The sequence below is a fragment of the Rhodococcus sp. ARP2 genome, from assembly GCF_001029585.1.
In the GTDB taxonomy this organism is placed as follows: domain Bacteria; phylum Actinomycetota; class Actinomycetes; order Mycobacteriales; family Mycobacteriaceae; genus Rhodococcus_F; species Rhodococcus_F erythropolis.
This window is the reverse complement of sequence record NZ_LEKE01000118.1, coordinates 14,366-27,841: the sequence shown is the minus strand read 5'-3', so window position 1 is coordinate 27,841 and position 13,476 is coordinate 14,366. Positions and strand designations below refer to the sequence as shown.

Here is a 13,476-nt window from a genome sequence, read left to right as displayed (position 1 = left end):
CCGGATCGCTAAAGCCCACTCCGGCTTAGGAAACGGTTTCGAAAACTACCGATGAGTAGCTGCCGGAGGTGCCGGTGTCCGGTTCGGCGACGATTTCTTCGACGGTCCGGCGCAGTGCGGCCACGTAGGCGTGAACCGCGGCGTTCGCCGTCTCGTTGCCTGGATACCTGACTGCGAGATTGAGGCCTTGGGGTGTGCGGTTGATCCAGATGTAGACGTCGTGCGTGTATGCCTTGCTTCGAAGTGCTCTGGCGTTCCATTCGGGCCACTGTGCGGCCTCGGGTACAAAGCGAACGTCCATGTAGGACACCACGAATCGCGGTCGAATCGGGGTTTCGAGGTGCTCACCGATCCGATCGAACGGGACCGCGGCGGCAGGCTTGACCGAAGCGATCGATTCGGCGGCGCGTGTCGCGAGGTCGCCGAACGAACAGTCCGATCCAACGGCGAACTCGACCGGGCACAGTCCGACGAACCAGCCGAGCGCACCCGCCCACTCCTGAGCGCTGCGGGTGTGAACCGGCGTCACGACCTCGAATTGATCGGATCCCGCGACTTCGCGACCTACGGCCGCAAGTCCGCCGAGTAGTCCGGCGAAATACCCCACGCCGGCGGCTGCACACGTCGAACTGAAGGCCTTGGACTGCTCGGCGTCGAGTAGCCAGGTCGACAGGCCGTTCTGAGAATCGGTTCCGCGTTCACCGATCGGTAGCGGGAACTGGGGTAACCCGTCCGTTCCGAGAGCCTTACGCCAGATCTCCACCGCAGCCTTCTCGGCTTCCATGTCGGCCATCTGCTCGCGTTCGACGGCACCGAAATCGACGTAGCTGCCCACCGGGAACAGATTTGCAGCGCTGCCGGTCGAGGCCTCGCGGTACAGCGCTGCAATCTCGTGAGCGACCAGCACGATCGAGAAACCGTCGATGATCGAGTGGTCCGCCGCGAAGAACACGGTGAACGGACCGTCGCCACCGCGGGGCGTCAACGTCGCGAAGACGTACGACGGCCAACTGTGCGGGGACGCGTAATCGTCGAACAGGCGGTGAAGGTGGTCGAAGTTGTCCTGGCTGGACGCGTCGTAGCCGTGGCTGACGACCCCGATGTCGATTCCGCCGATCGGGACGGTGTGCCGGGTGATCTCGCCACTCGAGGGCTCGAGGACGGTATGCGAGCGCAGAACTTCATGACGGTCGATCCAGCGGCCGAGGGCGACTCGGAACGCATCGACATCGAGCGGGCCGGAAATCTCGAAAGCTGTTCCCAGCCAAGACTTGTCGCCCGCGCCTGCAGCGGAACGGTTGAGATGTGCCTCGTGAATGTAGGAGACGGGCCGCGGATCCGGAACCCAAGGCCCGGTTGCGCACGGCAACCATTCGACGAGTGCGCCGGCCGGAATCGCATAGTCGGCCAGTTCGGTGAACTCCATGTTTTCAGCCCCGCAAGTGCCGCTTGATGCGCGCGAGCATGGCCGACATTCCGCGCAGACGGAGCGGGCTCACAGCTTCTGCGAGACCGAGCGCCGAATAGAAGTCGTCGGGTACACCGAGGATCTCGTCCGCGCTGTGACCGTCGAGCCCCTGCGCGAGGATCGATGCGAAACCACGCGTCGTGGGAGCCTCGGGGGGCGCGCTGAAGTACAGACGGACGTTGTCGCGATCCGAATCGTCGACCGAGAGGAACAGCGGCGACTGACATTCGGGGACCGGCTCCATCGCGCTCTGCTCGAGCTCCGCCGGCAACGGCGGTAGCTCTCGGCTGAACTCGAGAAGAAGAGTGAGCTTGTCCGAGGCGCCGACGGCTGCGAAGTCGTCGACGATCTCGGCCAGAGCCGAAGGAAGAGTGCTCATGACGCCGATACGGAGGAAGGAACTGCGCCGGGCTCTTCGCCCTGGACGATCGGGACGCGCACTGCATTGCCCCACTCTGTCCAGGAACCGTCGTAGTTACGAACGTTCGGGTAGCCGAGAAGATGGGTCAACACGAACCAGGTGTGGCTGGAACGCTCACCGATGCGGCAGTACGCGACGATGTTGTCGTCGGCCGACAGACCGCCGTAGATCTCGCCGAGTTCGGTGCGGGTGCGGAAGCGGCTGTCCGGTGCCGCTGCCTTCGCCCACGGGATGCTGAGAGCGCTGGGAATGTGTCCACCGCGCAACGCACCCTCTTCGGGGTAGTCGGGCATGTGGGTGCGCTCGCCGGTGTACTCCTGCGGAGATCGCACGTCGATGAGCGGCCCGTCGCCCAAGTGCGCAAGTACGTCGTCCTTGAATGCGCGGATGGGAGCGTCGTTGCGCTTGACGACCGGGTAATCCGTTGACGTGATGTCGGGAACGTCGAATGCGGTGTCACGGTTCTCGGCGATCCACGCATCGCGGCCACCGTCGAGAAGACGGACGTCCTCGTGGCCGAACAGAGTGAAGACCCAGAGTGCGTAGGCGGCCCACCAGTTGCTCTTGTCGCCGTAGATGACGACGGTGTCGTCGCGGCTGATGCCCTTGCGGTTCATCAACTCTGCGAACTTCGCACCGTCGATGTAATCGCGGGTGACCGGATCGTTGAGGTCGAGATGCCAGTCGATCTTCACTGCGCCGGGAATGTGGCCGACGTCGTACAACAACACGTCTTCATCGGATTCGACGACCTTGAGGCCCGGCGTACCGAGATTCGCCGAGAGCCATTCCGTCGAGACCAACCGGTCGGGATGCGCGAACTCGGCAAACGCGGTTGAGGGATCGGGGGCAACGGGCACGGGCGTACTCCTGAAGACGAATCGTTCGGTTCGAACACGGACTTGATCGATTCTATGCGCTGCGCGCAAGGGGAGACGCCCGGAAGCGGGTTCTGCCTGCTCGTACCCGTTGCCGACCCTAAATCCTCGGTGTTCCTGCCCCGACGCTCGAATCTCTCAATTGTTCGGTGACACTTCCGATCGGCGTCACGCCCCGGGCGCAGACTTCCCTCAGAATCCGGTCGAGATCGGTGAGGAAATTCACCATGGTTTCGTTTGCCGTGTCGGTGTCCGGGAAGCGCGAACGCAGCGAGAGACCACGGTTCGTTCGCGAAATCCAGAACTGGGCATCGTCGGCGACCGTCACATTGCTGATGTGATGAGCGTTGAGGAGATCATGATCGTCGGTGCCGGGTAGTTTGCGGTAATCGATGTACGACACCATGAAGACGTCGGTGCGCGTGCGTCGAATCTTGTCGCCCAAAGCATCTCGAACCTGGGCCATGGTGACGCCCTCGAGCGTCAACGCAACTCGGAACGACGCGTGCGTATGTGCAAGGGATGCACCGAAATCCGCATCGGGAGTGATCTGGACCGTGATCGGCGCGCTCGTGGTGAGCCAGCCGATGGCGTCGGCCCAGCGTGGATCTTTGCGGATGTGCAGCGGGAATTGCAGTGGAAGCGTCGCCTGTCCGGTGAACGAGTGGACGGAAAGTCCCATCGCAGTGAGGATTCCGGTGAACACGCTACCGCCGGCGGATAGGCAGATCTCGTCGAACGTCGCGGTCAGTTCCTCGTCGAGCAGCACGCGCACATCGGCGCCCTGAGGCGCGGGCTTTCCTGCCTCGACGCCGAGATCCAAGGGGAAACTCGGCGATGTGCCACCACAAATCTCGTAGAACCTTGCCCACTCTCGGATTCGAGGGTCGTTGTCGACGGGAAGCAGAGCGTCGGCCTCCAGTTCGCAGTACCGCACGAAACTTCCCGGGTCACCCAGTCGGCTCATCACTGCGTCGACGGCCTCGTGGTCGGTCAGTTCGGGTATGGCGATCAGTCCCTCGTAGATCTGTCGCAGTTCCCCGAGGGCGATGACCAGCGAGTAGCCGTCGACGAGGGTGTGATCGAAGGCGCTCAGGACCGTGTAGTGCTCTTCGCGTTCGACCGTGGCAAACGTGTAGGCGGGGAAGGTCAGTGGATCGCATACCGTCGTGAATCGCTTCTTGAGGTGCGCTCGGAGGTCTTCGGTCGAATCGAACTTCACAGGTTCCGAAGTCTCGATGTGTGTGCCGTCGGGATCGAGTCCCATTCGGGTGGTGGTGAACTCGCCCACCTCGAATCCTGTGTGCAGAGTGTCATGGCGACTGATGAACAGGCGCAGCGCGAGATCGAGTGCGGGCCGATTCAGTTCTCCGGGAAGGTCGAATGCGGCTGCCATCCACACACTCCGGCCCATGCCGTGTGTTCGCGCAGTCTCGAGATGGAAATGCTGGTTGTACGACGGTGGTACTTCCGACTCGGTGACGGCGCCGTCCGCGGGCTGGAGCGACCATTCGGTGACGATTCCGGGCTCGAGTCCGTATCGATCGATCGAGGTGACATGCATCAGGACGCTCCCTCTGGTGCCGAGAACGAGTAGTCGCCCTGAGCTGCAACAGTTTTGATGATCTTGGAGACGTGCTCGGCGAAGCGGGTGGCCGATTCGTGGGCAATGGGGGTGTCAGGGTGGGACACGGCGATCCAGGTACCGGTGTGCATCCGGTTGATCCACATCGACGCGATCTGCGTCTCTTTGCCGCCGACGATTCCCGTTGCCTTCGTCTCGGCGTAACTGTATGGATCCGGCATGCGGCGGCCGTCGATGTACGAGACGATCGGCGGCGGGGTGAGCGTCTTCGACAATCCGCCGGGTGCGGAATCCGACTCGGCCAAGCTCGACAGAACCAGGTCGATGACTTGCTGCACAGAGACATCGAGGAGTGCCTTGCCGTCGTGGTACCCCTGCTGCCCGAGCTTTGCCAACTCGGTGAAGCGTCGCTTGTCGTCGACGTCGATGCCGACCGGGATCAGGTTGATGTACCAGCCCTGTGCAAACGAGTCGGCCTCGGTTCGTGTGCTGACCGGCGAGAGGGCGATGTACTTGTCGCGTCCGGCCAGTTCGAATTCCGCAATCGCGAGGGCGGTGAATATTCCACCGATGAAGTTGGCGCCGTAGGCTTTACAGACCGCACCGAACTTCTCGCACTCGATGTCATCGGCCAGGTCGAAGCGTGAACCGATAGCCGGTTTGGGCGCGTCTTCCGCCCCGAGCGGGAGCGGAAATCCGGGGAACGAGCCGCCGCTGCGCATGAGGTAACCGAGCCACTGGTGCACTTCGGGTGACTGCATCGTCAGTTCGGTTGTTCGCTCGCGTTCGACGCGACCGAACTGTGCGTAACTTCCCGCGGGGCCCAGTTCGGGATGTGACCCGGTCGTTTCCGCGGCGTAGAGCTGACGCAATTCCGCGTACATCAGCACCATCGAGTTCATGTCCGAATGGGCGTGGTCGACTGCATGGAACAGGGTGAAGCTCGGATCGGCTTCGAGGTCGGCATGGTGGTGCTCGACGGCACCGAACACGAAGGCCGGCCACTGAAGGGCACTGGTTTCCGTTGCGAACTTGGTTGCGACGAGTGCGCGGATCGCCTCGGATTCGGAGACGTCGTCGCCGACGCGGTACGCGAGTTCGATGCTCTCGACCGGCACCACGTGTCGACGGACCTCGAACGCGGTGTCCGCAGCGTCGGTGGTTGCTTCGTCGAAGGAGAACCAACTGTGGAGCGTGTCGTGGCGACGGACGTAGCGCTGCAGGGCTCGCGTCATGGCGTCGCGGTCGAGTGTTCCTGCGAAATCGAAGGCGATACCGATCCACGGAGACTGCGGATCGCCCTTCTCTGCGGTGACGCGGGCGCGTCGCAGGTGGCGATCCTGCATCGTGGTCGGGGGTAGTTCTCGGTCGATCTCGGCTTCGGCGGCTCGTTGAGCGGAAGCATGCGTGACGCCCCATTCGATTACCCGTCCAGGAAGCGGGTGCCAATGGGTGATCAAGTTCAGATCCATCGAGTAGAACTCCTGCGTGTGTCGTCGAGAAGCCTGCTCTGAAAATGGGCAGACGACGAACTATCCCATCTGGGGGACTGAATTGTCCGAAATACTACAATCTAAACAAGAACAGGTTCTAGAAGCGTCCTGTTCGATTAGGATCATTCGGTGCTTCCGGACCCTTTAGGTGACGCTGTCGGCGCCGACCACAAGGGCGGACGGCGAGCTGGTTCTCTGACGCCCTGGCTCGGGTTGGCGACGAGTCTGGCGGCGGCGTTCATGCAGTTGCTCGACGCGACGATCGTCAACGTCGCGCTTCCGAGTATCGCCGTCGATCTTCAAGCAGGCGTATCGGCGCAGTTGCTCATGGTCAGCGTGTACATCCTGGCTTTTGCGTGTTCGTTGATCACCGCGGCCAGGTTGGGGGACCTGTTCGGTCGTAGGGTTGTTTTTCTGACCGCCCTGTTCGTATTCGTCGCGGCCTCGTTGCTGTGCGGGCTCGCTCAGAGCGCGACGATGTTGATCGTCTTCCGGGGTTTGCAAGGGTTGGCGGCCGGTTCGATGTCCGCCCAGACGTTTGCCATCATCTCGGGTCTGTTTCCGAAGGCCAGGCATCCGCGAGTGTTCGGGATCTACGGTGCGACCATCGGGCTCGCAACGGTCAGTGGGCCTCTGATCGGCGGGCTGCTGATCGAGTGGAATCTCTTCGACTGGGGCTGGCGCCTGATCTTCTTCGTCAACATTCCGATCGGCATCGCCGCCTTGATTCTCGGGTATTTCCATCTCGTCGATGCTCGCGCTGAGCATGTGCGCTCACTGGACCTCATCGGCGCCGCACTGTCATCGCTGGCGCTGTTCCTGCTGATCCTTCCCCTGGCCGAGGGAAGGGCGCGTGGATGGCCCACAGGTCTTGTTGTCATGCTCGCGATGTCGGTGCCTGTGGCATTGGCGTTTGTGCTCTACGAATCGCGTCTGGCGAAACGAGGCGGCGATCCGGTCCTTCGTCTGGAGCTTTTCCGCGACCGAGCCTTCGCGATCGGCGCGGTTCTTGCGTTCGTATTCTTCGGAACCCTGACTTCGTTGATCTTCACCATCAGTCTCACGCTTCAGTTCGGGTTCGGGTTCTCCGCATTGCGAGCGGGCGTGATGACGCTCCCGTGGGCCGTCGGCATGGGCGTGGCTGCGGTTCTCTCATCCGCGGTGTACCGGATGCTTGGAAACCGCGTCCTGATCTTGGGGATGGTCGTCTTTGCCGGCTCGCTGATCGCGTTGTCGGTCATCCTCGAACACGAAGGAACTGATCCACGCTGGCTCGCGCTCGCCGGTCCTCTCCTCCTCGGGGGCGCAGGGCTCGGACTGTTCGTGGCGCCACTGCAAACCGCGATCCTCGCGACGGTCGAACCCGCGCACGCGGGTTCGGTGTCGGGACTGCTACCGACCGTTCAGCAGGTTGGCAGCTCGATCGGACTGGCCTTGATCGGAGTGGTGTTCTTCTCGCTCGTCGCGGGGCAAGCTCCGCAAGCAGTGCAGGGGGAGCGGCCCGAGTACGTTGCGAATCTTGAAGCTGCCGGCGTGAATCCCGGCCTGGTCGACATCGCCGAAAAGGCATTTGTCGATTGCGCGACAAGTCAATTGGCATCCGGAACACCGATGGAGGTGGCGCCGGAATGTCGCCGCGAAGGAACTGCCGGCGCCGGGGGCCAATCCGTTCAAGTGGCAGTTGATGCCGCGTACGCATCTACTCGCGCGGCGGCTGGCGAAGCGTTTCTCGAAGCCCAACGCCGCGTGCTCGCGATCATCGCAGCAATTGCGCTCGGCATCGGATTGGCCTCGACTGCCCTGCCGCGGGTCAATTCCCCAGTCTGAAAAAAATACCCTTGACTCGAACGGGTGTTCGAGTATTCTCCTGAGTAGGGGATCGGGGGATTCAATGAGCGTGCTGTTGTCGGATGTGGTGTCGGGTTCTGCAGTGGGGTTGCGCGGACGACTGTGGCGGTTGACGGCTTCTGAGTTGCGTGCTGCTGCGGTGTCGGCGAGCGCGGAGATTCTTCGTCTCGAGGCGGTGCGGGTGGCGGTGGTGGACGAGTTGTCGTTGCGGCCGGATGATCAGGTGATTGCCAGCCGCGGGGTGGGTTGCTGGTTGGCGGCGAACACGATGCTGCAGGTCCGGGACGGGAAGAAGATCGCCGCCCTCGGTGCAGCGCTGCGGCCTTTTCCGGCGGTGGCGGCCCGGTTCGATCGCGGGGACTGCTCCTTCGATCATGCCGTGTTGATCGTGGCGTTCTGCGAATCACCACCGAAGGGCATGCCGGAGGAAGCGCTCCCTCGCTGTGTCGATTTGTTGTTGGCTGCCGCGTCCGGGGTGGAGGCGACGACCACGAAGGTGCGAAACGTCATCGCGACCTTGGAGCGAATCTTCGAATCCGACAAGATTCCACCCGCCGAAGATGACGACCGGAACGAACTCCGCATCGCGTCGACATTGAACGGCCGGGTGGTGGTGCGCGGAGATTTCGACGCTCTCACCGGCGAAATGTTGTTGTCGGCGTTGTCGAATCTGACGATGCCCACCCCGGCACCCGATGGAACCCCGGACTCAAGGTCGGCAGCGAAACGGACCGCGGACGGGTTCACGGAACTGATCCGCCGCTATCTGGACTGCGCGAAGACCGGTACGGATGGTGGTCAGCGGCCGCACGTGAACGTGCACATCAACGCGCGTGATTTGGCTGAGCATCGGGACTGCGCCGCCGCACCCTCGCCCGATGGTGGTGGAGTGGCTGTGTCGGATCTCGATGTCGGGCACATGCCCTGGCTCGGGCCACTCTCGGTCTCGCAGACCAGACTCCTCGGCTGCGATTGTTTCCTCTCCACTGTCCTGCTCGACGACCACGGGGCGCCGTTGGATGCGAAACCCGGGAAACGGTTGGTCTCTGCCGAACAGCGAGTGGCGTTGATCGCCCGAGACAAAGGCTGCGCATTCCCCGGCTGCACGTGTGTACCGGCCTGGACGGATGCGCACCATATTCGGCACTGGGCCAACGGCGGGCCGACGGTGATGAGCAACCTTGTCCTGCTGTGCCGTTCGCATCACCGGCTGATGCACCGCAAATCCAGGTTCGTCGGGAAATGGGTGATCCGAATCGGGGTCGACAACAAACCGTGGTTCATCCCGCCGCCCTCGATCGACCCGCGGCAGCACCCGCGGCCCGCGAACACCACATTCAAAACCTGAGGGGTCAAGCCTCTTCGGCGACAACAAAAACGACCAGCTTCGCATCGGCATGAACCCGATGCGAGGCTGGTCAGTGGTGCTTGGAGAAAACGTGCGTGGAGAAAACGTGCTTGGAGAAATCGTGTCAGAAGATGCTCTGCGTGCGCCAGAGATCCGAGACGGAAACCCCGACACGCTCGAGAAGTGTTCGTACCAAAGGTAATCCGATACCGATGACACTCGAGGGATCACCCTCGATCCTCTCCACGAACCAGCCGCCGAGACTGTCGAGCGTGAATGCTCCGGCGACTTGGAGCGGTTCGCCCGTTGCCAGGTATGCCTCGAGATCTTCGGTGGACGGTTGCGCGAAATGAACCACTGTTGCGCTGTGATCCGAGGCCATGCGAACGATGCGGCCGTCGGCGACGCGTAGGACACAGTGCCCGGTCAAGAGAGTGGCGCTGCGTCCGGCCATTGCGGCCCATCGCTTTCGGGCGATGTCTACGCTGCCCGGCTTGCCTTGAAGTTGCCCGTCGATCAGGAGCATCGAATCGCACCCGACAACGACTACGTCGGTGAGATTGTCGGCGGCGAGGCCGGGAACGATCTCGGCGGCCTTGGCCTCCGCCAGCACCGTCACGACTTTTTCGGGAGCGGCGTCGGGGCCGAGGTTGTCGGCAATCTTGTCCTCGTCGACGCCGGAGACACGCACAAGCGGCGAAACCCCGGCCGCCCGCAGAACTGCGAGGCGAGCCGGGGACGCTGAAGCTAGAACCAGTTGAGTCACGTCAGCAAGTGATCGTCAGCTGCGACGGATCGCGGGGTTCAGGTACGCGTACGGCGAGAACGGCGCACGCGTGCGGTGGAACTGAGTCGGATCGCCCCAGGTCTCCGCGGGAACATTCGACTCGGGAGCCTGACCGCTGCCGGCAGCCGCGGCAAGCACGCTGACCAGTGCCGCGATCTCGACGTCGGTGGGCGAACCCTTGACGATCTTGATGACCGACGCGTCGGAGGTCGACGTCTCGGTCAGCTCCGTGAGCGAAGCGTCCGTCGCGCTTCCCTCGACGACCGCACCGTTGGTCGGTGCAGTCTCCGCCAGTGCGACATCTTCGCTGAGAATGTCCTCGGTGGTTGCGGTCATAGGGGAATGTTCCCATGCTTCTTGGGCGGAAGGGAAACAGCCTTGCGCTCGAGCAGTCGCAATGCGGAAACGATTTGTCCGCGGGTGTGCGACGGAGGAATGACAGCGTCGACGTATCCGCGCTCAGCGGCGACGTACGGGTTGACGAGGGTGTCCTCGTACTCGTTCTGCAGCTTGAGGCGCAATGCATCGACGTCTTCGCCGTTCTTCGCGGCTTCGAGAAGCTGCTTGCGGTAGACGAATCCGACAGCTCCGGATGCACCCATGACGGCGATCTGAGCGGTCGGCCATGCCAGGTTCACGTCGGCGCCCATGTGCTTGGAGCCCATGACGTCGTACGCTCCGCCGTAAGCCTTGCGGGTGATGACCGTGATCTTGCCGACCGTTGCCTCGCCGTACGCGTAGAGGAGCTTCGCGCCGCGACGGATGATGCCGTTGTATTCCTGCTCGGTTCCGGGGAGGAAACCGGGAACGTCGACGAGGGTGATGATCGGGACGTTGAACGCGTCGCAGGTACGCACGAAGCGAGCGGCCTTCTCCGAGGCGTCGATGTCGAGGCAGCCCGCGAACTGGGTGGGCTGGTTGGCGACGATGCCGACCGAGCGGCCGTCGACGCGACCGAAACCGACGATGATGTTCATCGCGCGCTCGGCCTGGACCTCGAGGAACTCGTCGTCGTCGAGGATGCGACGGATGACCTCGTGCATGTCGTACGGCTGGTTGGCCGAATCCGGGATGAGGGTGTCGAGTTCGATGTCCTCAGCGGTCAGGCTGTCTTCGATCGAACCGACGATCGGGTCGGTGATCTCGCCGCGGGGAGCTGCTGCCTGGTTGTTGGACGGCAGGTAGCTGAGCAGGTCCTTGACGTAGTCGAGGGCATCCTGCTCGCCGGAAGCGACGTAGTGGGCGACTCCGGACTTGACCATGTGGGTGCGAGCACCACCGAGGTCTTCCATCGTGACGTCTTCGCCGGTGACTGTCTTGATGACGTCGGGGCCGGTGACGAACATCTGGGAAGTCTCGTCGACCATCACGACGAAGTCGGTCAGTGCGGGGGAGTAGACGTGGCCGCCGGCGGCGGGTCCCATGATCAGTGAGATCTGGGGGATGACACCCGAGGCCTGGACGTTGCGGTGGAAGATCTCGCCGTAGAGGCCGAGCGAGACGACGCCTTCCTGAATGCGCGCGCCTGCACCTTCGTTGATGCCGACGAGGGGGCGACCGGTGCGGATCGCGAGGTCCATGACCTTGACGATCTTCTCACCGTAGATTTCGCCGAGCGATCCGCCGAAAACGGTGGCGTCCTGTGAGAAGACACAGACGTCGCGGCCGTCGATGGTGCCGTAACCGGTGACGACGCCGTCGCCGACCGGGCGGTTGTCAGCGAGACCGAAGTTCACACTTCGGTGCCGTGCCAGTGCGTCGAGTTCGACGAAGGAGCCCTCGTCGAGGAGGGCGGTGATGCGCTCGCGGGCGGTCAGCTTGCCTTTGGCGTGCACCTTGTCGATGGCGGCTTCGCCGCTCGGTGCCTGCGCCTGGGCTTGGCGATTCCGCAGGTCCGCGAGCTTTCCCGCGGTCGTGTGGATATCGGGTGCGGCCGCCGCCTCCGGCGCGTTCGGCTCTTGGACAGTGGTCATGGACGTGAGCTTAACGAGAGTGCGTGGGGGGCTTCGAAGGCAGGTCCGATTGTCGCTGTCTTGCAGGCTCAAGCTACTGACCAGTACATTCTCGCTGTCGTCATAGGCTGGGGCTATGTGGACCGACTTGAACCGACCGCCCCTCGACGGCAATGCCCTACGACGCGCACTCGTGCGCAGTGACAACGACGACGCGCGCGTTTTCTGGAACCGCCTCGACGTTGTCGAGGAGACCGGTTCGACGAACGCGGATCTCCTTGCGCGAGCGGCAGATCCGGATGCCGACCGTCACGTTCTGATCGCCGAGTATCAGGCGAGTGCCCGCGGCCGTCATTCGCGCACTTGGGTGAGTCCGCCGCAAGCGCAGATCTCGATGTCGGTTCTGCTGTCGATGCCCGGAATGAATCTCACGGACATGGGTTGGCTCCCGCTACTGTCGGGAATCGCGGTCGTCGACGCGCTGCGGAACGTGGCCGAAGTGCCCGCAGAACTCAAGTGGCCGAACGACGTTCTCATCGGTGACAAGAAGGTCGCCGGAATTCTGGCCGAGGTGGCAAGGACAGCGCCCGATCCCGCGGTGGTGGTGGGCATCGGGTTGAACGTGAGCCTGGGTGTCGAGGAGCTGCCCGTCCCGACCGCTACATCACTCCTCATCGAAGAAGCATCGACTGTCGACCGCGACACCCTCGTTCGAGCAATCGCCCGTGAGTTGGCGACGCAATTCCGTGCTTGGGAATCATCGAAATGGGATACATCTGTGTTGGCTGCCGAATACCGGCAGCGTTGCGGGACGCTGGGCAAACGAGTCCGCGCGGTCTTGCCGGGCGACAAGGAGGTGTTCGGTATCGCGACCGACGTCGACACTTCCGGCCGCGTTGTCATCGAAATCGAAGGAACAGATGGGGAGACCTTTGCGGTCGCTGCGGGTGATATCACGCACCTTCGGGCCGCCCCGGTAGCCGAATCGTGAGCCTTGCCGGATTTTCTGGCACCAAAGTGCTAATTTTTGGCCCTGGCCGGTTTTCGAACCAACCGTCCGTCCTTCATTTCATTTAACTGCGGGATTTACTGAGCTGCCTAGGGGCGTCATGACCACACCGATCGTTGTTCCGACCGAAGCCGAGACGGCCGAGAGCGCTCGCCGCGTACTCACCGGTGTGACGGTGCTGCTCGGTGTCCTCACATTGGGCCTGGGTATCGCGGTACTCGCATGGCCGGATGCCACCCTTTTCGTGGTCGCGGTGGTCATTGCGATTCAGTTGTTCGGATTCGGAATCGTCCAGATCATCCGTTCGTTCGCGGACGTGACGGCTTCGGGTGGAACTCGGACGCTTGTCGCGATCTCCGGCGCGTTGGCAGTGCTCCTCGGATTCCTGGTTCTCCGTAGCCCTTTGCAGACGGTGGTTCTGATCGCATTGGTGATCGGTGCCTGGTGGGTATTCCGTGGCGTTCTCGATCTGGTCGACGCGGCGTCCGGGCACACCGTCGATCGCGGTCTGTCGATCGTGCTCGGAGTCATCAGCATCGTCGCGGGTGCAATCGTCCTTCTGCAGCCCGAACTCTCGCTCGACGTCTTCCGCATCGTGGTCGGCGTGTGGATGGTGCTGTACGGCATCATCATCGTCGTGACCCCGTTGGTGCTGCGAAAGATCGCTCAGCCCTGAGCGTTGCCCTG

The 13,476-nt window shown here is 62.8% G+C and carries 12 protein-coding genes; 4 read left to right on the top strand and 8 right to left on the bottom strand.

All coding sequences use genetic code 11. The features are described from left to right. Window positions 1-25 precede the first annotated feature (25 nt). The 5 genes from ABX74_RS28490 to ABX74_RS28470 form a co-directional block, all read right to left on the bottom strand. Window positions 26-1,426 carry a condensation domain-containing protein gene (locus tag ABX74_RS28490; RefSeq protein WP_020969197.1) on the bottom strand — a complete coding sequence of 467 codons (1,401 nt, stop codon included), beginning with the start codon at window positions 1,424-1,426 and terminating at the stop codon, window positions 26-28. 4 nt (window positions 1,427-1,430) lie between these two features. After that, a complete protein-coding gene (locus ABX74_RS28485; RefSeq protein WP_019747745.1) occupies window positions 1,431-1,847 on the bottom strand; it encodes a SufE family protein in 417 nt (138 codons plus the stop codon). After that, the gene (locus ABX74_RS28480) at window positions 1,844-2,749 is read right to left on the bottom strand and encodes a sulfurtransferase (protein ID WP_019747746.1); all 906 of its coding nucleotides are present in this window, start codon (window positions 2,747-2,749) and stop codon (window positions 1,844-1,846) included. Before ABX74_RS28480 ends, ABX74_RS28485 begins: the two co-directional genes overlap by 4 nt. A gap of 118 nt (window positions 2,750-2,867) precedes the next feature. Next, window positions 2,868-4,331 carry a condensation domain-containing protein gene (locus ABX74_RS28475; RefSeq protein ID WP_020907076.1) on the bottom strand — a complete coding sequence of 488 codons (1,464 nt, stop codon included), beginning with the start codon at window positions 4,329-4,331 and terminating at the stop codon, window positions 2,868-2,870. Next, window positions 4,331-5,824: a condensation domain-containing protein gene (locus ABX74_RS28470; RefSeq protein WP_047890255.1), complete on the bottom strand. Its 1,494-nt coding sequence runs from the start codon at window positions 5,822-5,824 to the stop codon at window positions 4,331-4,333. Before ABX74_RS28470 ends, ABX74_RS28475 begins: the two co-directional genes overlap by 1 nt. A gap of 150 nt (window positions 5,825-5,974) precedes the next feature. Here ABX74_RS28470 and ABX74_RS28465 point away from each other — a divergent pair, with 150 nt between their 5' ends. Further along, entirely contained in the window at window positions 5,975-7,672 is a 1,698-nt protein-coding gene (locus ABX74_RS28465; RefSeq protein WP_019747749.1) for an MFS transporter, read from the top strand. 64 nt (window positions 7,673-7,736) lie between these two features. After that, window positions 7,737-9,041 (top strand): HNH endonuclease signature motif containing protein, encoded by a 1,305-nt coding sequence (locus tag ABX74_RS28460; protein WP_047890254.1) that lies wholly within the window; start codon window positions 7,737-7,739, stop codon window positions 9,039-9,041. Window positions 9,042-9,165: 124 nt separating this feature from the next. On the opposite strand, the gene ABX74_RS28455 is transcribed toward ABX74_RS28460, so the two are convergent. Genes ABX74_RS28455 through ABX74_RS28445 form a run of 3 tightly spaced genes read right to left on the bottom strand, consistent with a single transcriptional unit; the run spans window position 9,166 to window position 11,801 of the window. Then, window positions 9,166-9,807, bottom strand: a complete 642-nt coding sequence (locus ABX74_RS28455) for a Maf family protein (RefSeq protein WP_007731146.1) — start codon at window positions 9,805-9,807, stop codon at window positions 9,166-9,168. A 15-nt stretch (window positions 9,808-9,822) separates the two neighbouring features. Next, entirely contained in the window at window positions 9,823-10,164 is a 342-nt protein-coding gene (locus tag ABX74_RS28450; RefSeq protein WP_019747751.1) for an acyl-CoA carboxylase subunit epsilon, read from the bottom strand. Further along, the gene (locus ABX74_RS28445; RefSeq protein WP_003940853.1) at window positions 10,161-11,801 is read right to left on the bottom strand and encodes an acyl-CoA carboxylase subunit beta; all 1,641 of its coding nucleotides are present in this window, start codon (window positions 11,799-11,801) and stop codon (window positions 10,161-10,163) included. The genes ABX74_RS28450 and ABX74_RS28445 overlap by 4 nt, the downstream gene beginning before the upstream one ends. A 115-nt stretch (window positions 11,802-11,916) precedes the next feature. On the opposite strand from ABX74_RS28445, the gene ABX74_RS28440 reads away from it, so the two are divergent. After that, the gene (locus tag ABX74_RS28440) at window positions 11,917-12,771 is read left to right on the top strand and encodes a biotin--[acetyl-CoA-carboxylase] ligase (RefSeq protein WP_019747752.1); all 855 of its coding nucleotides are present in this window, start codon (window positions 11,917-11,919) and stop codon (window positions 12,769-12,771) included. Between the two features lie 118 nt (window positions 12,772-12,889). Next, window positions 12,890-13,465 (top strand): HdeD family acid-resistance protein, encoded by a 576-nt coding sequence (locus ABX74_RS28435; RefSeq protein WP_003941007.1) that lies wholly within the window; start codon window positions 12,890-12,892, stop codon window positions 13,463-13,465. Window positions 13,466-13,476 lie beyond the last annotated feature (11 nt).